The organism is Paraburkholderia sp. UCT31 (assembly GCF_014397655.1).
Taxonomy (GTDB): Bacteria; Pseudomonadota; Gammaproteobacteria; order Burkholderiales; family Burkholderiaceae; genus Paraburkholderia; species Paraburkholderia tuberum.
The window spans coordinates 40,892-59,525 of the sequence record NZ_VZQP01000019.1 but is presented as its reverse complement, the minus strand read 5'-3'; the positions used below and the strand labels follow the sequence as shown (position 1 = coordinate 59,525).

General features: G+C 62.2%; 20 protein-coding genes and 1 tRNA gene. 4 read left to right on the top strand and 17 right to left on the bottom strand.

What is annotated here, in order from left to right:
• Window positions 1-70: 70 nt before the first annotated feature.
• Entirely contained in the window at window positions 71-733 is a 663-nt protein-coding gene (locus F6X40_RS17795; protein ID WP_187628733.1) for a hypothetical protein, read from the bottom strand.
• An 88-nt stretch (window positions 734-821) separates the two neighbouring features.
• Here F6X40_RS17795 and F6X40_RS17790 point away from each other — a divergent pair, with 88 nt between their 5' ends.
• Both F6X40_RS17790 and F6X40_RS17785 read left to right on the top strand, forming a co-directional pair.
• Complete coding sequence (locus F6X40_RS17790; RefSeq protein ID WP_262421479.1) at window positions 822-1,592, top strand: hypothetical protein; 771 nt, start codon at window positions 822-824, stop codon at window positions 1,590-1,592.
• A gap of 33 nt (window positions 1,593-1,625) precedes the next feature.
• Window positions 1,626-1,883 (top strand): YfhL family 4Fe-4S dicluster ferredoxin, encoded by a 258-nt coding sequence (locus tag F6X40_RS17785; protein WP_090802933.1) that lies wholly within the window; start codon window positions 1,626-1,628, stop codon window positions 1,881-1,883.
• Between the two features lie 78 nt (window positions 1,884-1,961).
• Here the strand turns inward: F6X40_RS17785 and hisC are convergent, their stop codons facing one another.
• From hisC to F6X40_RS17745, 8 genes are all read right to left on the bottom strand, one after another.
• Window positions 1,962-3,041 carry a histidinol-phosphate transaminase gene (hisC, locus tag F6X40_RS17780; protein WP_187628732.1) on the bottom strand — a complete coding sequence of 360 codons (1,080 nt, stop codon included), beginning with the start codon at window positions 3,039-3,041 and terminating at the stop codon, window positions 1,962-1,964.
• Window positions 3,042-3,091: 50 nt separating this feature from the next.
• Window positions 3,092-3,697, bottom strand: coding sequence for an aminoacyl-tRNA hydrolase (gene pth / locus F6X40_RS17775; protein WP_090802935.1), 606 nt, complete (start codon window positions 3,695-3,697; stop codon window positions 3,092-3,094).
• Between the two features lie 148 nt (window positions 3,698-3,845).
• Window positions 3,846-4,460 (bottom strand): 50S ribosomal protein L25/general stress protein Ctc, encoded by a 615-nt coding sequence (locus F6X40_RS17770; RefSeq protein ID WP_187628731.1) that lies wholly within the window; start codon window positions 4,458-4,460, stop codon window positions 3,846-3,848.
• 163 nt (window positions 4,461-4,623) lie between these two features.
• Complete coding sequence (locus F6X40_RS17765; protein ID WP_062125957.1) at window positions 4,624-5,580, bottom strand: ribose-phosphate pyrophosphokinase; 957 nt, start codon at window positions 5,578-5,580, stop codon at window positions 4,624-4,626.
• Window positions 5,581-5,652: 72 nt separating this feature from the next.
• A tRNA-Gln gene (locus F6X40_RS17760) sits at window positions 5,653-5,729 on the bottom strand.
• Window positions 5,730-5,781: 52 nt separating this feature from the next.
• Window positions 5,782-6,663: a 4-(cytidine 5'-diphospho)-2-C-methyl-D-erythritol kinase gene (gene ispE, locus F6X40_RS17755; RefSeq protein WP_187628730.1), complete on the bottom strand. Its 882-nt coding sequence runs from the start codon at window positions 6,661-6,663 to the stop codon at window positions 5,782-5,784.
• An 89-nt stretch (window positions 6,664-6,752) separates the two neighbouring features.
• Window positions 6,753-7,385: a lipoprotein insertase outer membrane protein LolB gene (gene lolB, locus F6X40_RS17750; RefSeq protein ID WP_187628729.1), complete on the bottom strand. Its 633-nt coding sequence runs from the start codon at window positions 7,383-7,385 to the stop codon at window positions 6,753-6,755.
• On the bottom strand, window positions 7,385-9,226 hold the full coding sequence (locus tag F6X40_RS17745) for a tetratricopeptide repeat protein (protein ID WP_187628728.1): 1,842 nt from the start codon (window positions 9,224-9,226) through the stop codon (window positions 7,385-7,387). The genes lolB and F6X40_RS17745 overlap by 1 nt, the downstream gene beginning before the upstream one ends.
• Window positions 9,227-9,313: 87 nt before the next feature.
• Here F6X40_RS17745 and mutM point away from each other — a divergent pair, with 87 nt between their 5' ends.
• The gene (gene mutM, locus F6X40_RS17740) at window positions 9,314-10,144 is read left to right on the top strand and encodes a bifunctional DNA-formamidopyrimidine glycosylase/DNA-(apurinic or apyrimidinic site) lyase (RefSeq protein ID WP_187628727.1); all 831 of its coding nucleotides are present in this window, start codon (window positions 9,314-9,316) and stop codon (window positions 10,142-10,144) included.
• Window positions 10,145-10,151: 7 nt separating this feature from the next.
• On the top strand, window positions 10,152-11,285 hold the full coding sequence (gene mutY, locus F6X40_RS17735; RefSeq protein WP_187628726.1) for an A/G-specific adenine glycosylase: 1,134 nt from the start codon (window positions 10,152-10,154) through the stop codon (window positions 11,283-11,285).
• Window positions 11,286-11,353: 68 nt separating this feature from the next.
• Here the strand turns inward: mutY and F6X40_RS17730 are convergent, their stop codons facing one another.
• The 8 genes from F6X40_RS17730 to lptA form a co-directional block, all read right to left on the bottom strand.
• Complete coding sequence (locus F6X40_RS17730; RefSeq protein ID WP_184067043.1) at window positions 11,354-11,989, bottom strand: LON peptidase substrate-binding domain-containing protein; 636 nt, start codon at window positions 11,987-11,989, stop codon at window positions 11,354-11,356.
• A 39-nt stretch (window positions 11,990-12,028) separates the two neighbouring features.
• The gene (gene rapZ, locus F6X40_RS17725; RefSeq protein ID WP_041734268.1) at window positions 12,029-12,922 is read right to left on the bottom strand and encodes an RNase adapter RapZ; all 894 of its coding nucleotides are present in this window, start codon (window positions 12,920-12,922) and stop codon (window positions 12,029-12,031) included.
• A 98-nt stretch (window positions 12,923-13,020) separates the two neighbouring features.
• The gene (gene hprK, locus F6X40_RS17720; RefSeq protein WP_008921706.1) at window positions 13,021-13,989 is read right to left on the bottom strand and encodes an HPr(Ser) kinase/phosphatase; all 969 of its coding nucleotides are present in this window, start codon (window positions 13,987-13,989) and stop codon (window positions 13,021-13,023) included.
• Between the two features lie 80 nt (window positions 13,990-14,069).
• Window positions 14,070-14,585, bottom strand: coding sequence for a PTS sugar transporter subunit IIA (locus tag F6X40_RS17715; protein WP_184026940.1), 516 nt, complete (start codon window positions 14,583-14,585; stop codon window positions 14,070-14,072).
• A gap of 342 nt (window positions 14,586-14,927) precedes the next feature.
• Window positions 14,928-15,284, bottom strand: coding sequence for a ribosome hibernation-promoting factor, HPF/YfiA family (gene hpf / locus F6X40_RS17710; RefSeq protein WP_027199628.1), 357 nt, complete (start codon window positions 15,282-15,284; stop codon window positions 14,928-14,930).
• A 170-nt stretch (window positions 15,285-15,454) separates the two neighbouring features.
• The gene (locus F6X40_RS17705; protein ID WP_184067444.1) at window positions 15,455-16,972 is read right to left on the bottom strand and encodes an RNA polymerase factor sigma-54; all 1,518 of its coding nucleotides are present in this window, start codon (window positions 16,970-16,972) and stop codon (window positions 15,455-15,457) included.
• 189 nt (window positions 16,973-17,161) lie between these two features.
• Window positions 17,162-17,938: an LPS export ABC transporter ATP-binding protein gene (lptB, locus tag F6X40_RS17700; protein WP_090805577.1), complete on the bottom strand. Its 777-nt coding sequence runs from the start codon at window positions 17,936-17,938 to the stop codon at window positions 17,162-17,164.
• 17 nt (window positions 17,939-17,955) lie between these two features.
• Window positions 17,956-18,627, bottom strand: coding sequence for a lipopolysaccharide transport periplasmic protein LptA (gene lptA / locus F6X40_RS17695; protein ID WP_090802944.1), 672 nt, complete (start codon window positions 18,625-18,627; stop codon window positions 17,956-17,958).
• Window positions 18,628-18,634 lie beyond the last annotated feature (7 nt).

The window sequence follows — 18,634 nt, the reverse complement described above, 5'->3', positions numbered from 1 at the left end:
GGCAAGGTTCGTGGGGGGGATCAACTCGAGCCGTCGCTGGAGGACGATTGGCTGCTTTCCGAAGGCGGATTCAACCGGTCGATGCAAAACCAGGATCGTCGATCAAGTGGCGAAGGCTGTAGGGCGCTAGGTGCTCGTAGAGGATCGGCCAATCTACCGCGAGTAGCGGAATAGTTGGGTCTTTCCGACACCAGTACGCAACAAACCGCGCCCAGCCCCCGAGAAACATTCCGTTGCCAGAACTCAGCAGACACGGAGGGCGAGCGACAGGCGGAACCAGCATCCGCGGCATTCCCGCCGCCAGGGTTTCAAGGGCGTCCGACGATTCGTGTAACGCCAGCAGACTGTCCTCGGCATCAGACAGGTATCGACGTACTTCTTCTGCGACGCATGTGCTGCGAAGTTCCAGGTAAGAGGCGCGGACTTCATCAAGTACTGAAGTGGGCACACGCGAATAATTGGAGCCACCCAGCCTTTCCAAAGCAGCGCGCCTGACGAAGTCAGGAAGCGCCCCCAACCTTGTTTCGCAGCCGAGCAACGCATCTTGAAAGACGGGATAGCACGCGAGCCATGCAGCAGGCGGGCGGCCTACTGGTCGGCGTGCCGATAGCCACCGGTTCGTCCGGATAGCGCGTTCCGTTCCAGCCTGTTCTCTCAGGTTCATCGCTATAAAAAGCATATCAATCTGGACGCGGCTCTGCATGCTTGTCGAGCCGGGCATAAAGCTATACATGGGTTTTCGGTCGCGTCGCGCAGAACTTGAGGGCCTCGCGAAATTTTTTCCGTGAGCGTCACGATATCTGTGACTGAAAGCCTGCTGTTTGTGCTCGCGGAACGCCATACGGGCACGCTATGATGCATTCGGCAAAAGCAACCGAGGATGGCTCACCGCAATGTCTAGCTTACGTTTGCATTTTTGGTCGATCGCTGGGACCCTGATCGCGTTCCTGGCGTCGCTGTGGATCAATCAGGAGGTGTTTGCGCACACGTCTTTCGTGCGAGGCGTCAACTGGATTTTCCTGCCGTCTGGTGTTCGGCTTCTCAGCACGTTGCTGGTTGGGTTCGATGGTGCACTCGGCCTGCTGCTTGCCGGACTGATTACAGACTTTCTGTACTGGTTTCCGCATGACCCGGTGCGTGCAATAGCAGGCGCTTTGCTTGGGTCACTGGCACCGTATCTGGTCTACAGGTTTGCGCTCGAGTATTTCGATCTGCGCGCATCGCTGACGAACCTGACGCCGAAGCGGCTGCTTGTTCTGGCTGTCGCCTATTCGGGAGCAAATACGCTGTTTCACCACCTGTGGTTCGCGCTGGCCGGTACGACGAAGAACTGGTTCGAAAGCTTCTTCACGATGTTTGTGGGTGATCTGGCCGGCGCGCTAATCATTCTGTATGTGATGAAGGCACTGCTGGCCCTGTTGCCGAAACAGCCCGGCAATTCCCGCGTGTCGAATGGCATGTTCAGCATCCAGTTGGCGTTGAACAGCGCATACGCCAACCAGTTTGCGACGAAGGCTACCTGGCCGAGAAGCGCAGCCGTCCATGACCCTGGCGTGGGATTGCACGGCCGTGCGGGGGCGAAAAAGCTATAATGTATTGTTTTCTCTAGCAAAGTTGGTGGCGGCATGGCCCTGATGATTACCGACGAGTGCATCAATTGCGACGTCTGCGAGCCCGAGTGCCCGAACGACGCGATTTCGATGGGCCCGGAAATCTATGTGATCGACCCGAAGAAGTGCACCGAGTGCGTCGGTCATTTCGACGAGCCGCAATGCATTCAGGTGTGTCCGGTGGAGTGCATTCCGCGTGACCCGAACCACTTGGAAACGCCCGAAGGTTTGATGGCGAAATATCACGCGTTGCAGGCCGCCAAGGGCACCTGACGTTCGCGGGAGACGCGCAAAAGAAAACGGCGAAGGCCTGCGGACCTTCGCCGTTTTCTTTTGGGGGCGGCGTTTCCGTTATCCGACGTAAGCGCTGAAAATGCCGCGCAAAGCGTCGAGCAGTATGTCGCATTCGGCGTCGGTGCCGACCGAGATCCGCAAATGCTGGTCGATGCGCGGCGCGTTGAAATGCCGCACGAAAATTTCCTTTTGCCGCAGCCGCGACGCGAGCGTCGCCGCGTCGTACCCCTCATGCCGCGCGAACAGCAGATTCGCCGCCGATGGCACCACCTCGAAGCCGAGCGCGGTCAATTCCGCCGCAAGCCGTTCGCGGCTCGCGATCACCTTCGCGCAGCATTCGCGAAACCACGCGTCGTCTTCGTAGGCGGCGGTGGCCGCGACTTGCGCGAGGCGGTCGAGCGGGTACGAATTGAAGCTGTCCTTCACGCGATTGAGCGCATCGATCAACGCAGGATCGCCGAACGCAAAGCCGACGCGCATGCCGGCGAGCGAACGCGACTTCGACACGGTCTGCACGACGAGCAGATTCGGATAGCGCGCGATCAACGCAATCGCCGACTCGGCGCCGAAGTCGACATACGCTTCGTCAATCACCACGACCGAATCAGGATGGCTCGCGACGAGGCGTTCGATTACCGCGAGCGGCAGCGGCCGGCCGGTCGGCGCGTTCGGATTCGGAAACAGGATGCCGCTGTTGGGCACCGTGTAGTCGTCGACGTTGATCGCGAAGCTGTCGTCGAGGGGGATGGTCCGGTAGTCGACCTCGAACAGCTTCGCGTAGGTCGGATAGAAGCTGTAAGTGATGTCGGGAAACAGCAGCGGCTTGTCGTGCTTGAGCAAGGCCTGGAACGTTAGCGCGAGTACCTCGTCCGAGCCGTTGCCCGCGAACACCTGCTCGGCGCGGATGCCGTGATACGCGGCGACCGTTTCGCGCAGCTTGCGTGCGCTCGGATCGGGATAGCGGCGCAGTGCGTCGGCCGTGTCGCCGAGCTCGCGGCGGATCGCGTCTAGCACGCGCGGCGACGGCGGATACGGATTCTCGTTGGTATTCAGCTTCACCGGATGCGCGAGCGCGGGCTGCTCGCCCGGCACGTACGGCGTCAGACGGTGAACGATGTCGCTCCAGTAGCGGCTCAAGCGATTCTCCTTGCGGGGCCGATTGCGGGTGTCGATGAGTGTGGCGCGCGTCAGCTGTTGTTGCGATGCAGTTGCATCATTGCGCGTTCGAGCTCGCCCTTGATGATCTGCGGCATCACCGCGAGCGCGCGTTCGATCGACGCGTCGATGACCTCCTGCTCTTCTCGCCGCGGCGGCTTCAGCACATAGTTCGCGACGTCCGGCTTCGCGCCGGCGCGCGCGCTTTCGGGAATCAGATCGCGCGGATGGCCGATGCCGATCCGCAGCCGCCAGTATTGCTGCGACGACAGATGCGCGCTGATGTCCTTCAGCCCATTATGCCCGCCGCTGCCGCCGCCGAGCTTCAGCTTGACGCTGCCGGGTGGCATGTCGAGCTCGTCGTGCGCGACGAGGATCTCGTCGGGAAGAATCTTGAAGAATTGCGCGAGCGCGACGACCGATTGACCAGAGCGGTTCATGTAGGTTTGCGGCTCGAGCAGATGCACTTCCTCGCCATGCAACCGCGCTTTCGCGTAAAAGCCGTGAAAGCGCCGCTCGTCGCGCAGCGCGGTGCCGGCCTCGCGCGCGAGTTGATCGACCAGCCAGCAGCCGGCGTTGTGACGCGTCGCGGTGTATTCGGCGCCCGGATTGCCGAGCCCGACGATCAGCTTGATCATGATTGCGTGAGTCCACCAAGTCCGGAAGTGAAACGTACCGGACTAGAAAAGCCGAAAAAAAACCCGCCAGGGCGAACCTCGGCGGGTCACATCGACCGTTTCATAGGAAACGGATCGAGAGGATTGCTTGCTTCGAACCGGAAGGCTCTTAAGCAGCCGGCGCTTCGCCACCTTCAGCAGCAGCGTCTTCAGCGATTGCGCCAGCCGGGATCGTTGCAGCAGCGACCACCGGGTTTTCCGCGTCGACGTGGGCCACGAGCGCCACACCTGCCGGCAACGGGATGTCCTTCGCGTGAACCGATTGACCTGCTTCGATCTTCGCGAGGTCGACTTCGATGAACTCCGGCAGTGCCGACGGCAAGCACTCGATTTCGATTTCGTTGAGGATGTGCGAGATCACCGCGCTCGACTGCTTCACTGCCGGGTTGGTTTCCTGGTTCAAGAAGTGCAGCGGCACCTTGGTGTGCAGCTTCTTCGTCGCGTCGACGCGCTGGAAGTCCACGTGCAGCACGAGCTGACGGAACGGGTGGTATTGCACGTCGCGCAGCAGAACCTGTTGCGACTTGCCTGCCACTTCCAGATCGAGGATCGACGAGTGGAAAACTTCTTTCTTCAGCGCGTGCCACAGGGCGTTGTGATCGAGTTCGATCAGTTGCGTGTCAGCGCCGGCGCCATAAACGATACCCGGGGTCTTGCCCGAGTTACGCAGGCGGCGGCTCGCACCCGTACCTTGCAGGGAACGCTCGAAAGCGACTACTTTCATGTTGAATCTCCAATGCACTGCCCGCGACCAGGCAGTAAAAACAGGGCCTCGAAGCCGTAATGGCTGAGGCCCAGGATAGCGGCAAGAACCTTCGTTCGTTCATGCCGATTGTGCAAAAACGCCGCGTGTCGCATGAAGCGGTACGCGGTGTCTTCGCAAATACTTAACTCTCAGCGAACAGCGACATCACCGAATCGCCGCGGCGGATGCGCGAGAACGTTTCGGCGAGCAAACCGGCGCTCGTCAGCGAACGGATCTTCGCGCACGAACGGGCTTCTTCGCCGAGCGGAATCGTGTCAGTGACAACGAGTTCGTCGAGTGCGGAAGCGGCAATACGCTCACCCGCGCCGCCTGACAGAACCGGGTGGGTGGCGTACGCGAATACCTGCTTCGCGCCGCGTTCCTTCAGAACCTGCGCGGCCTTGCACAGCGTGCCTGCCGTGTCGACCATGTCGTCCATGATCACGCAGGTGCGGCCTTCGACTTCACCGATGATGTTCATCACTTCGGCGACATTCGCCTTCGGGCGACGCTTGTCGATGATCGCGAGATCGCAATTGAGCTGCTTCGCCAATGCACGGGCACGCACCACACCGCCGACGTCCGGCGAAACGACCAGCAGGTTCTCGTAGTTCTGCTTGCGCAGATCGCCGAGCAGCACGGGCGTTGCATAGATGTTGTCGACTGGGATGTCGAAGAAGCCTTGAATCTGGTCGGCGTGCAGATCCATCGTGATGATCCGCTCGACGCCGGCGATTTCCAGCATGTTCGCCACGACCTTAGCCGAGATGGCGACGCGCGCCGAACGCGGGCGACGATCCTGACGGGCATAACCGAAGTAGGGGATGGCTGCGGTGATCCGGCCTGCGGATGCGCGCTTGAGCGCATCGACCATGATCATCAGTTCCATCAGATTGTCGTTAGTCGGCGCGCACGTGGATTGCAGGACGAAGACATCCTTGCCGCGCACGTTTTCCTGAATCTCGACTTGGATTTCACCGTCCGAGAAACGGCTAACCATTGCTTTGCCGAGGGGAATACCGAGGTTTTTGACGACTTCCTGTGCAAGCGCGGGATTTGCGTTGCCAGTAAAAACCATCAGGCCGTCATGGCTGCTCATCGTGCACCTACTTCAGGCTGGGGGCGGGAGAAATGCGAACTACAGCGAACTACAGCGAACTACGAGAATTTTTGGCAGGGGAGAAAGGATTCGAACCTTTGCATGCCGGAATCAAAATCCGGTGCCTTAACCAGCTTGGCGACTCCCCTACACTAACTTTGAGCTCCGTCGAACGTGGAGTTTCGTTCGACGATGCAAAACTTATGACGCGAAAGCAAAGAGTGGATGCTGATCCAAGCCCGCTGCTACTGCACTGTTCCACTCGCCGGGCAGTTTGGCTTGCGCCGCTTCTGCTTCAGCTTTGCTACGGAACGCTGCAAAAACACTGGCACCCGATCCGGACATCCGCGCTGGCGCGATGCTTTCAAACCACCGCAACACTTGCGCTACTTCCGCGTGCTTTCCTACGACAACCTGCTGCATGTCATTCCGGCCGAAGCTTTCTGGCCACTCAGTGTTGCAGCTGAGTTCTGCGGGAAAGTCCGTAACTATGAGGGGCTTTGTATCTCTTGTCAACGCTTTTTCGGAAAAAATCGCTGCAGTCGGAACCTGCACCCTCGGCGTCACTACCAGGAAGTGACGCGGCGGCAATTGTACAACGTCCAATGATTCTCCGACACCCTCTGCAAACGCATTTTTTCCAAATACGAAGAAAGGCACGTCCGCGCCGAGTTTCAACGCAAGATCCTGCAACTCCTGACGTGGCAGATCGAGCTTCCACAGGCGATTGAGCGCGAGCAGCGTCGTCGCCGCATCGGAACTGCCGCCGCCGAGGCCCGCGCCCATCGGCAGGCGCTTGTCGATTTCGATATCGACGCCTTCGCGGGAGCCCGTATGTACCTTCAGCAACGTCGCGGCGCGTATGGTCAGGTCATGCTCGGGTGGCACGTCGGTGATTTCGGTGCGGCGTGCGATGAGACCGTCGTCGCGTCGCGTGAAGTGCAGCGTGTCGCCCCAGTCAAGCAACTGGAAGACCGTCTGCAGCGTGTGATAACCATCCGGCCGACGGCCGGTGATGTGCAGGAAGAGATTGAGTTTCGCTGGCGCGAGACAGTCGCGCAGCGAATTGGTTGTTTCGATCATGAGTGAAGGCTACATGCGCCACGGTGGCGCCAAACGGGTAGCAAGGTTACGTGAGCGGATGCTGGGACAAAAAGCCCAGCAAGAACGACTCACTGATCCAGCACGAGCTTGATGTCGAGTGGCGGGTCCGAGCGGCTCAGATTGAGGCGCTTCACGCCGGTGGCTGGTGCATCGGCATAGGCCACATAGTCGATCGTCCAGCCGTCCTGGGTGATCTGCTTCAGGCGCGACGGTTGCTCCGGATCCTTCTCGGTCTTCGCGCGCGAAGTCGGCGCCGGCGACGGTTGCAGCCAGTAGCGCAACCCTTCGACCGGCAGCGTGAAGCCGAGCGCGTTCTGCATCAGCGTCGACACGTTATCGGCGGTGAGCGGCTGGCGGTTCGGCAATTCGAGCGTGGCCGAAGCCGGCGACGAAGTCACGATGGCCAGCGTCTGGCCGAGCGGATTGCGCAACTGCAGCGTGACGGTGTCGCCCGTTTCCTGCCACGAGAAATTGCCGTAAGCGTTGCGCTGCTGGCCGTTCTGATCGTTGTATTGGATCGCGAAGCGGCCCTGATACGAGCGGCTCGTCTGCGCGGTGACTTCGGTGGCGGCGTTCGACGTGGACGGCCCCTGCGGCTTCACCGACGCGCAGCCGGCCAGCGCGACAACCGCCGCCGCCGCGAAACCAACCGCGCTGCCGCGAGGCGCCCTGGAAAAAGAAATCAAACGGGAAAGACGCATCAAAGATTGTTTACCTGAAGACGTTGCAACGTTTTGACGAGAGTCTCGTTGTCGGGTTCGAGCTTGCGAGCCTCGCGAAACGCGGCGCGCGCCTGTTCCTGCTCGCCGGCCTTCCACAGCACTTCGCCGAGGTGCGCGCCGATTTCCGCGTTCGGCTGGAGGCTGTATGCCTTGCGCAGCAGCTTGATCGCATCGGCCGTGTTACCCATCCGGTACTTGACCCAGCCGACGCTGTCCATGATGAACGCATCGTTCGGTGCGAGCGCCGAGGCCTTCTCGACCAGCTTGTCCGCCTCTGGCAGGCGCTGGTTGCGATCTGCGAGCGAATAGCCGAGCGCGTTATACGCCTGCGGATTGTCCGGCTGCGTCTCGATCAGCTTGCGCAGCTGCGCTTCCATGATGTCGTAATGGCCGGTTTTCTCGGCGGCCATCGCGTAGTCGTAGGTGAGGTCGGGGTCGTCGGGAAAGTTCGCCGTGGCTTGCTGCAGACGCGCTTCGGCCTCCGGGTAGCGCTTCGCGTCGAACAGGATCGCCGCATCGGTGCGCGCGATCAGCGCCACATCACGCGGATCGGAGGTCTGCAAGTTGGAGAGCAACTGGCGCGCCTCCTCGGTCTTGCCCTGTTTCGCGAGCAGTTGCGCGCGGGTAATCTGCGCGGCCAGGTATTGTTGACTCGCTGGCGAGATCTTGTTCAGCCAGTCGCTCGCGGCCGCCTCATTCTTCTGTTCGAGCGCTAGCTGCGCGAGGTAGATGTAGGCCTGGCCCGCATCGACACCCGGCGTCTTCTCGGCCTGCTGCGCGTACTGCATCAGATACGTCTGCGCTTCGGGGAGATTCTTCTGCTGGATCTTGATCAGCGCGAGCGCCATCAACGGTGTCAAGTCGTTGGGGTTTGCCTTGCGCATGAGCTCGAACTGCTTCTGCGCGTCGTCGAGACGGTCGCTGGCAAGATACATCTGCGCCAGCGCGAGCCGTGCGTCATGCGATTTCGGATTCTGCTGCACGTACTTTTCGAGCGACGCGATGCCTTCCTTGCGCTCCTCCGGACCCATTTGCGACAGCATCAACGCCGCCGGCAGATAGTCGGGCTTGATCGTGAGCGCCTGCTCGAGCGACTTGTGCGCGCCCGGCGCGTCGTCGGCCAGCAGCTGCTGACGCGCGAGGGCCAGTTGCGCCTCCGGCCGGTTCATGTCGTTCTTCAGCAGGTCCTGCAACACGTGCAGGCCACCGACGCGGTTCGGGCCGCGCGACAACAGCAGTTGCAGCGCGAGGACCGCGCTGCCGCGATTTTCCTCGGGTACCTTCGCCAGTTCTTGCGACAGGATCGGCGAGGCATCGTCGGGCCTGCCAGACAGCACGAGCAGCGACGCGTCGAGCTGGGCGGCGCGTTCCGAACTCGGCGCGTACTGTTGCCACAGTTGCGCGGCGGCGAGCGCGTCCGACGGGCTCTGCGCCGCCAGCGCTATTTCGGTGGCGCGTTGCGCCATGCGCGGGTCGTGAGTGTCGCGCGCGAGCGCGAGGTAGGTCTGATAGGCCGGTGCCGGCTGGTCGCGCTGCAGCGCGATCTCGGCGGCCAGCACCTGGAAGACGATCTGGCTCGACAGCGGCACGCCGGGCAGCGACTTTTCGTCTTCAGGTGTTGCCGGACCCAGCGGGTCCGGCATCGTGACCGACGTGTCGTCGGAATCCGGCGTCGGGTCCTGCGCATGCGCGGGCACGGCGGCCAGCGCCCACAATCCGAGCACGGCCGCACCGAGCATCCGGCGAGCGGACACGGCGAGCGGCACGTTGGACACGCGCGCGCGGCGCTTTGATAGCAGCTTCACGAAGGACACGTTCATGGAAATCCGTTCAATGTTTCAGTCGATTGTAACGCGCTCGCTACAATACGCGCACAACCACTCACGCAAGTAGCAGACCAATCAGCCATGCCAGAGTTGCCAGAAGTCGAGGTTACCCGACGGGGGATCGAACCGTATGTGTCCGGGCGCAAGGTTGAGCGCGTCGACGTGCGGACGGCCGCGCTGCGCTGGCCAATTCCGGCCGACCTTGCGAAAACCTTGCGCGGCCACGTGGTGCGCAAAGTCGAGCGACGCGGCAAGTATTTGCTGTTCGAAATCGACGCTGGGTGGTTCATCGTCCACCTCGGCATGACGGGCACGTTGCGCGTTCTGCGTCATGTGCCGCATCCGCCTGCCGCGGCGAAGCACGATCATGTCGACTGGATCTTCGACGACTTTATCCTGCGCTATCGTGATCCCCGCCGCTTCGGCGCGGTGCTATGGCATCCGCGCGAAGCAGGCGACATCCTCGAACATCCGCTGCTCGCGAGCCTTGGCGTCGAGCCTTTCTCGCCAACTTTTTCGGGCGCGCTGATGCATCGGTTGACGCGCGGGCGCAAGGTGTCGGTGAAGCAGGCGCTGCTGGCGGGGGACATCGTGGTCGGCGTGGGCAATATCTACGCGTCGGAGAGTCTGTTTCGCGCGGGCATCCGGCCGACCACCGCGGCGGGCCGCGTGTCGCTCGTGCGTTATGAACTGCTGGCCGATGCCGTGCGCGTGACGCTCGCCGCCGCGATCGACAAGGGCGGCAGCACGCTGCGCGATTTCGTCGGCAGCGACGGCGAAAGCGGCTATTTTCAGCTCGACTACTTCGTCTATGATCGCGCGGGCCTGCCATGCCGCGTGTGTGGAACGCCAATCAAACAGATCGTGCAGGGGCAACGCTCCACGTACTTCTGTCCCACTTGCCAGCGCTAGATTCTCGATGCCTTCCCGCCTGACCCCAACGACCGGCGCGCGCTCCAGCGCGTCCGACACCGCGCCCGCGTTTGCGCCGATGCCCGAGTTTTCCGCGCGGCTGGTCGCGTGGCAGCGCCAGCACGGCCGCCACGATCTGCCGTGGCAGAACACGCGCGATCCGTATCGCATCTGGCTGTCCGAAATCATGCTGCAGCAGACCCAGGTGTCGACGGTGATTCCGTACTACGCGAAATTTCTCGCGCGTTTCCCGGATGTCGCCGCGCTCGCCGCCGCGCCGTCCGATGACGTGATGGCGCTGTGGGCCGGCCTCGGCTACTACACGCGCGCGCGCAATCTGCAACGCTGCGCGCAGGTCGTCGTCGAGCAGCATGGCGGCGCGTTTCCCGCGTCGGTCGATGAGCTCGCCGAGTTGCCCGGCATTGGCCGCTCGACGGCCGCGGCGATCGCGTCGTTCGCGTTCGGCGCGCGCGCGACGATTCTCGACGGCAACGTGAAGCGCGTGCTCGCGCGCGTATTCGGCGTCGAAGGCTTTCCGGGCGAGAAGAAAGTCGAGAACGCAATGTGGACGCTCGCGGAGTCACTGCTGCCGTCGAATGCGTCGAACGCGGAGGTCAGCGGGTACACGCAGGGCTTGATGGATTTCGGCGCGACATTGTGCGTGCGCGGCAAACCCGATTGCTCGCGCTGTCCGTTCGCGCCGGACTGCGTTGCCAACGTCACCGGACGTCAACGTGAATTGCCGACCGCGCGCCCGAAGAAAGCGGTGCCGACACGCCGTACGTGGATGCTGCTGCTGCGCGACGGCAATGCGGTGATGCTCGAGCGGCGTCCACCGTCGGGCATCTGGGGTGGTCTGTGGAGTCTGCCCGAAGCTGCCGACGAAGCATCGTTGGCCGAGCGGGCGCGCGCGTTCGGCGGCGACGGCGAAGTGTCCGCGCTCGCGTCGTTCTCACACGTATTCACGCATTTCAAGCTCGATATCGAACCGCGGCTTGCGGAGTTCGATCGCGGTGTCGGCGCCCTGGCCGCGCTCAACGATGCGGACACCGCATGGGTTGCGCTCAGCGATCTGGATTCGTTCGGCGTGCCGGCGCCGGTGCGCAAGCTGCTCGCCAGTCTGCATGGTTCGTTGCTCTAACGGAATGGATCGGAGGTGCTGAGCGGGCGACTTGAGTCCGGCGCGGCAGCCTTCACGACTTCAGGATTTCACAGCAACTGATGCTGTTGCATGTAGTGATGCACGACGTCGATGCGCGCGCCGGCATCGGTTAATTCCATCAGCTTTTGCCGTGCGCGCAACGCGATTGGCAGCACCTCGGCGAGACGGTTCGACACCCACGACGGATCGTCGAGCCGGAACGGCTCGGCGAACGGTAGGCTGTCCGGATCGCGTTCGCGGATCGTTGCGATGATCCGCTCGAGCACTTCCGCGCACGCGCCGAATTTGGCCAATAGCTCATTGCCCTCGAGCGGGAGATCATCGGCGAGCGGCTCGGCCATGCCGACCAGCAGACCGCTCGCTTCGACGCGATGCGATAACAGACGAAAGCGCGTCGTGCCGCGCGCGCGAATCAGCAGCATGCCGAATGCTTCGACGTCGCACTCGTCGATTTCGGCGAGACAGCCGATCGTTTCGGGTACCGAAGGTTCTTCCTCGCGCGCGACTTCGGCGCCGCTTTTCAGCATGCAAACGCCGAACGGTGTTTTTTCGCGCAGACAGTCGCGCGCCATGTCGAGGTAGCGCGCTTCGAAGATTTTGAGCGGCAGCAAGCCATCGGGAAATAGCACCGTATGCAGCGGAAACAGCGGCAAATCGGCGTACACAGTAGGCGTAGAGGACATGGCGCAACGCTTCGGGTTAAGGCCGCGCGATGCGGCCGGTTAAGCCACCAGCTTCGATGATTCGCCGACGTCGACCGGCGCATCGCGGTGCCGCACAATCACATTCGCCGATGTTGCGAGACGCGCGGCAAGCGTCTCCGCGATGAATACCGAGCGGTGCTGGCCGCCCGTGCAACCGATTGCGACGGTCAGGTAGCTGCGATTGTCGTCGCGGAAATGCGGCAGCCACTTGGACAGATACTTCTCGATGTCGTCGATCATCTCGTGGACGACCGGCTGCGCATCGAGAAAATCCATGACCGGTTTGTCGAGGCCGGTGAGCGGCCTCAATTCATGATCGTAGTATGGGTTCGGCAGCGTGCGTACGTCGAATACGAAATCCGCGTCGAGCGGAACGCCGCGCTTGAAGCCGAACGACTCGAACATCAGCACGAGCCCCGCGTCCTCCTGTTCGATGAAGCGCTTGACCCATGCGCGCAGCACGTTCGCGCGCAGATTGCTCGTGTCGATCTGATGGCCGAATTCGGCAAGTCCCGCGACCAGTTCGCGCTCGCGTTCGATCGCTTCGGCGAGCGACGTGAGCAGGCCAACGTCCGCGTCGTGCGCGGGCGAGCCGGACAGCGGATGGCGGCGACGCGTTTCGGAAAAGCGTTGAATCAGCGACTGCGTGCTCGCGCTCAGGAACAGCACGCGCACGTCGTGCGAGCGCTTGAGGTCGCGGATCATCGCGGGCATTTCGTCGAGCGACGAACCGGAGCGCGCGTCGATCGCGACCGCGAGACGATCCTGGCCGTCTGCGGCGAGGTAGGTGGCGAGTTGCTGCAGGAAACGCGGCGGCAGATTATCGACGCAGTAATAACCCGCGTCTTCGAGCGCGTTCAGGGCAACGGATTTGCCGGAGCCGGAGATACCGGTGATCAGGATTATGCGCATGGAGTCGTCGAAAGCGTAGATTTCATCATAGCATCTGGCCTCCATGCGCGTGCCCGCGGCCTGCCTTCTGCGGGCGCTTCATGGCGCTGTGGCGGGCTTCAGATCAGTTTTCCTGGAAACTGGCTATCGGGATCCTGCATGGCGAGACGTTGCCGATCCATGAAATCGCGCAGCGTGTCGATACCGCGCAGCTGCAGAATCGTGTTGCGCACGGCCGCTTCGACCAGCACCGCGAGGTTGCGGCCGGCGGCCACCTGGATCGTCACCTTGCTGATCGGTAGGCCGAGCACGTCGACGGTCTGGCTTTCCAGCGGCAGCCGCTGGAATTCGCCGTCGGGGCGGCGCACCAGTTGCACGATCAGCTTCAGTTTCATTTTGCGGCGCACCGCCGTTTCGCCGAAGATCGTCTTGATGTCGAGCAGACCGAGGCCGCGAACTTCGAGCAGGTTCTGCAGCAGCGGCGGACAGCGTCCTTCGACGAAGTCCGGGCCGAGGCGCACGAAGTCGACAGCGTCGTCGGCGACGAGACCGTGGCCTCGGCTAATCAGTTCGAGGCCGAGCTCGCTCTTACCGAGGCCCGAGTCGCCGGTCAGCAACACGCCCATGCCGAGGATGTCGAGAAACACGCCGTGCAGCGTCGCGCGCGGCGCGAGAATGCGCGACATGTAAAGACGCAGACTATCGATCACCGCGGCCGCCGAGGTCGGCGTCGTGAACAGCGGCGTCGACGAGCGCGTGCAGCGCAGCACCAGCTCCGGCGGCGCCGCGACTCCGCCCGCGACGACGAGAAACGGCGGCTCCAGCGCGATCAACTCGGCCATGTGGCGCGAGCGGTCTTCGTCGGTCTGACGTTTGTAGTAGTCGATTTCAGCGTCGCCGAGCACCTGGATCCGGTTGGGGTGGATCAGGTTCAGGTGGCCGACGAGGTCGGCGCTCGACGTGGCATTGGCGACCGATTCCGAAGAAAAGCCGCGCTCCCAGCCTTCATGCCCCGTGAGCCAGCTGAGCTTCAGCATGGCGGCGTTGTCGTCGAAAATGCTTTGGGCGTTGATGCTGGACGTATCCATGAGTCAGTGACTCCAGTGTGAGCCGCTTGCCGGGTCTTTGCTGCGTGTGCGGGCGCGTATGAACTACCGCCGCCGTTGCATCAAGGTTGCCACTGAGTAAGCAGGCGATGCAACGATTCGCGTTCTTCTTCAGTGTGCAGCCGCTCGCGGGCGTCGCGATCGGACAGCAATTGCGCGATCTCGGAGAGAATTTCGAGGTGCTGTTGAGTGGCCTGTTCGGGGACGAGCAGGAAGATCAGCAGCGAGACCGGCTGGCCGTCCGGCGCTTCGAAGGGGATCGGTTCGGCGAGTCTGACGAATGCGGCGAGCGGCTGCTTGAGGCCCTTGATCCGCCCATGCGGGATCGCGACGCCTTCGCCGAGCCCGGTCGAGCCGAGTCGTTCTCGCGCAAAAAGATTGTCTGTGACGGTACTGCGGGCGATGCCGTTCTGGTTCTCGAAGATCAGGCCCGCTTGCTCGAACACGCGTTTCTTGCTGGTGACCGATAGTCCGATGACGACGTTCTCGAGGGGAAGAAATTTGGCTAAACGATTCATTTTGACAGGCGAAAACGTGGCCTGAGTTCTCCCCACCGGGGCGGTTGAGTGACGTTCCATTCGTTCGATGCTGGCGAAGACGGACGGTCAGAGTCGATCGCGAAAGCGTTAGATTTCGATCGGCCGTACTTCATCAGAGCTGGCTTGACCCCGATGGTAACTGGAACATTATAGAACAGGGTGACGGCCGATGGTGCGGCGCGCCATCTATGCATATCAGGTTTTTCAGCGCTTGCGCCGCGGCACGTTTCGCGCTGCGCAAACCTTTGCGGGAATGGTTGGGGTCGGCCTCGGCGAGACGCACCGCCGGTGAGCGGGAACCGGGGCGCTGAAACGAAAAACCGCCCGGTCGCGGGCGGCTCGACGAGTTCAAGGGAATTGAGGAATTTCCTCTAATTTCTCCTATTGCGGCGGCACGTCCAGTTGCGGCGCCGGCTGATACTTGATCGCTTCGTGCTGATGGCCTTGCAGACGATCCTTGTGGCGTATCACCTGCCTGTCGAGCTTGTCGATCATCAGATCGATTGCAGCGTACAAATCGCTGTCACAACTCTCGACGAAGATATCCTTACCCTTCAGATGGAGGTTGATTTCCACCTTTTGACGCTTGTCCTTTTCCTTATGGTTGTCGACCGAGAGGACCACACTGCCGTCGATGACCTGATCGAAATGTCTTAGCACCCTGTCCAGTTTGGTGATCACGTATTCGCGCAACGCAGGCGTTACTTCGAGGTGGTGTCCACTGATCTTGAGATTCATAGTGCTTCTCCAAGCTAATGGCCGCTTGGTCCGCACAATGACAAAGGTCCGGTCGATCTGACGGCTTGCCTGTGTCGCCCCCCGGTGACGGACATCTGGCAGGTCGCAGCGGCCGGCCTGTCCGCCAGGTGCGGAGCGGCCGGTAAATGCCCGCTGCAAAACGCGGCGGGCTACAGAGACTTGCGCAGGTTGACTGCCGGGATTTTGAGCGCCTCACGGTATTTCGCAACGGTACGCCGTGCGACCACGAAGCCCTGTTCCGCCAGCAGTTCGGCTATGCGACTGTCTGAAAGTGGCGATTTCGGGTTTTCCACTCCTATCAGTTGTTTGATCAGCGCGCGAATGGCCGTGGAGGAGGCCGCGCCGCCGGTGTCCGTCGAAACGTGTGAGCCGAAAAAGTACTTGAATTCCAGCGTCCCGAATGGGGTCAGCATGTATTTGCCGGTTGTCACACGCGAGACAGTCGACTCGTGTAGGCCCAGCGTATCAGCTATTTCCCGCAAAACCAAGGGGCGCATGGCAATTTCGCCGTGCACAAAAAAGCTCTTTTGACGCTCGACAATTGCCTGCGCAACCCGCAGGATCGTCTCGAAACGCTGCTGGATATTTTTGATCAGCCAGCGTGCTTCCTGCAGTTGCTGGCGCAACGAACCGCTGCCCGGATCGCCGCGGTTATTGCGCAGAATATTCGCGTATAGATGGTTAATCCGCAGCTTCGGCACTACCTCGGGATTCAGCTCCGCCAGCCAGCCCTGTGCCGTTTTGCGCACCATGATGTCGGGCACCACGTAGTCCGCTTCGGCCTTGCCGTAGGCCGCGCCCGGAAATGGTTCGAGCGAGCGGATCAGCACGTGCGCGTCGCGCAGATCGTCGTCGCTGGCCTTAAGGTGCTTGCGTAGCCGCGTGAAATCGCGCGCGGCGAGCAGTTCCAGGTAATGGCTGACAATGTCTAGCGCAAGCGTGCGCGTGGGCGATGGCTCGAGCCGCAGCAACTGCAGCTTCAGACATTCGGACGCGGAGCGCGCGCCGACACCTGATGGGTCGAAGCTATGCAGCAGCGCAAGCGCGGCGTTCAGTTCGTCGACGTCGACTTCGAGTTCTTCGGGCAGGTCGGCCAGCACTTCTTCGAACGTGGCGGCGAGATAGCCGTCGTCGTCCAGCGATTCGATCAGGAACGTGATGAGCGCGCGGTCGCGCTGGCTCGCCTGGGTGACGCGCAGTTGCGCCATCAGGTGGTCGCGCAGCGACGTGCTCGATTCGTGGATTTGCAGCGGGGGCAGGTCGTCGTCGTCCGACGCGTTGCCGGAGCGGCCGTAGTCGTCCAAGTTCCACTGCGAGGTATCGCCGCCGCCGTCGCCCGAAAGGCCATTGTATTCGTCGACACCCTGGGGCTCGCCGCTTTCGGCTCGCTCGCCGTTGCCCTCGGACGATGCCGAACCGTTGCCGGCCATCGGATCGGCCGGCGCCGAGGAGCCCGGTGTCTGGGCGATCAAGGAACCGTCGGCTGCCACCCGCAACGGGCTCGCGATCCACTCGTCTTCGTTTTCGAGGAGAGGATTCTGCGAGATCGCCATGGCGACTTCCTGCTGCAGTTCGAGCGTCGATAACTGAAGCAGCCGGATGGACTGTTGCAGTTGCGGCGTGAGCGCAAGATGCTGCGATAGGCGGAGTTGGAGGCTGGCTTTCATGGCAAGTTGAGATTCATTGTAGAGAGTTTGCCACGACCGCGATACCTTGCGGCACTCGCAATTTTTGGGTACGCCCAATTTGGCGCGCCGCGCGGCGCCACCCTGCGCCGCCTGACAACGAATGTGCGGGTGCCGCAAAAATGGCGCCGCGGCCGCGCGCGCTCGCGTGGCCGGGGACGCCGTACGTGCTTACATGCGGAAGTGCTCGCCCAGATAGACGCGCCGCACGCTTTCGTTTTCGATGATGTCGCTAGGCGCGCCGGCGGCCAGCACGCTGCCGTCGCTGATGATGTACGCGTGATCGCAGATACCTAGCGTTTCGCGCACGTTGTGGTCGGTGATCAGGACGCCGATATTGCGCTGCTTCAAGAACTTGACGATTTTCTGGATTTCCAGCACCGCGATCGGGTCGACGCCGGCGAACGGTTCGTCGAGCAGAATGAAGCTCGGATTGGTTGCCAGCGCGCGCGCAATTTCAACCCGACGACGCTCGCCGCCCGACAGCGACAGCGCCGGATTTTCACGCAGATGCGCGATCTGAAGCTCGTCGAGCAGCGCTTCGGTGCGTGACGTGATCACGTCTTTGCCGAGGCGCTTGCCGTTTTCGTCGTGCTGCAATTCCAGCACCGCGCGAATATTCTGCTCGACGCTCAACTTACGGAACACCGACGCTTCCTGCGGCAGATATGACAGGCCGAGCGATGCGCGTTTGTGAATGGGCAGCAGGCTGATCGACTTGCCGTCCAGATCGATTTCGCCGGCGTCGAGCGGCACGAGGCCGACGATCATGTAGAACGACGTGGTCTTGCCGGCGCCGTTCGGGCCGAGCAGGCCGACCACTTCGCCGCTCTTCACGTCGAGCGACACGTCCTTGACGACCGTGCGCGAGCCATAGCGCTTCTTCAGATTGCGCACGACCAGCGAACTGCTGGTGCCGGCCGGCTTCCGATGGGGGAGGGGCGCGATGGTGCTGCTCATGGTGCTCACTGGTTCGGCGCTCCCTGGATCGAGTTGGACGGCGTGAGCGTGGCCGACGCGCCGGTCAGCGGCGCGGCGCCGGCGTTGCGCGGCGACAGCATCGCGCGCACGCGGCCGGTCGGGTTGCCCGGACCTGCGACGTCCTTGCCTGACTTCGCGGTGTAGAAGTCGTTCTGGCCGTCGTAGGTGATCACGCTACCGTGCACCTGGTCGAGCAGCGTCGTCATGCCCTGCAGGCGGCGCACCGTCGCGTTGGTGGTCAGCGTGGTCAGATCCTGCTTGCCGTCGTAGTCGATACGGATCGCCGTACCCTCGATGTATTCGTCGAGCCCTTCGCGCTTCTGGCGGAAATACGACAGATTGCCGCCGCTCGAGGTGCCGGTCGCGAATTGGTAGCCCTGCGGGTCTTGCGACACTTCGACGCGATCGGCCTTGATCAGGATCGTCCCTTTGGTGGCCACCACGTGGCCGGTGAAGATGCTGACCTGCCGCAGGTCGTCGTAAGTCATGTTGTCCGCTTCGATGTTAAGCGGCTTGTCTTTGTCGGCGCGGTCCGCGTGCGCAAGCGGCGCGAAGCCGACGAGCGGCAGCGCGACGACGAGCGCAGCAAGTGCGGCGCGGCACGCGGACAGCGCGCGCGAACGGCCGGTATCAAAACGGGGGTGCGATTCGTTCATGCAGTCA

Excerpts from the sequence above, each read along its gene's own strand:
- F6X40_RS17795 (WP_187628733.1), bottom strand. The coding sequence starts at position 733 with ATGTATAGCTTTATGCCCGGCTCGACAAGCATGCAGAGCCGCGTCCAG.
- F6X40_RS17785 (WP_090802933.1), top strand. The coding sequence starts at position 1,626 with ATGGCCCTGATGATTACCGACGAGTGCATCAATTGCGACGTCTGCGAG.
- pth (WP_090802935.1), bottom strand. The coding sequence starts at position 3,697 with ATGATCAAGCTGATCGTCGGGCTCGGCAATCCGGGCGCCGAATACACC.
- F6X40_RS17770 (WP_187628731.1), bottom strand. The coding sequence starts at position 4,460 with ATGAAAGTAGTCGCTTTCGAGCGTTCCCTGCAAGGTACGGGTGCGAGC.
- F6X40_RS17765 (WP_062125957.1), bottom strand. The coding sequence starts at position 5,580 with ATGAGCAGCCATGACGGCCTGATGGTTTTTACTGGCAACGCAAATCCC.
- ispE (WP_187628730.1), bottom strand. The coding sequence starts at position 6,663 with ATGATCGAAACAACCAATTCGCTGCGCGACTGTCTCGCGCCAGCGAAA.
- lolB (WP_187628729.1), bottom strand. The coding sequence starts at position 7,385 with ATGCGTCTTTCCCGTTTGATTTCTTTTTCCAGGGCGCCTCGCGGCAGC.
- F6X40_RS17745 (WP_187628728.1), bottom strand. The coding sequence starts at position 9,226 with ATGAACGTGTCCTTCGTGAAGCTGCTATCAAAGCGCCGCGCGCGCGTG.
- mutM (WP_187628727.1), top strand. The coding sequence starts at position 9,314 with ATGCCAGAGTTGCCAGAAGTCGAGGTTACCCGACGGGGGATCGAACCG.
- mutY (WP_187628726.1), top strand. The coding sequence starts at position 10,152 with ATGCCTTCCCGCCTGACCCCAACGACCGGCGCGCGCTCCAGCGCGTCC.
- F6X40_RS17730 (WP_184067043.1), bottom strand. The coding sequence starts at position 11,989 with ATGTCCTCTACGCCTACTGTGTACGCCGATTTGCCGCTGTTTCCGCTG.
- rapZ (WP_041734268.1), bottom strand. The coding sequence starts at position 12,922 with ATGCGCATAATCCTGATCACCGGTATCTCCGGCTCCGGCAAATCCGTT.
- hprK (WP_008921706.1), bottom strand. The coding sequence starts at position 13,989 with ATGGATACGTCCAGCATCAACGCCCAAAGCATTTTCGACGACAACGCC.
- F6X40_RS17715 (WP_184026940.1), bottom strand. The coding sequence starts at position 14,585 with ATGGAACGTCACTCAACCGCCCCGGTGGGGAGAACTCAGGCCACGTTT.
- hpf (WP_027199628.1), bottom strand. The coding sequence starts at position 15,284 with ATGAATCTCAAGATCAGTGGACACCACCTCGAAGTAACGCCTGCGTTG.
- F6X40_RS17705 (WP_184067444.1), bottom strand. The coding sequence starts at position 16,972 with ATGAAAGCCAGCCTCCAACTCCGCCTATCGCAGCATCTTGCGCTCACG.
- lptA (WP_090802944.1), bottom strand. The coding sequence starts at position 18,627 with ATGAACGAATCGCACCCCCGTTTTGATACCGGCCGTTCGCGCGCGCTG.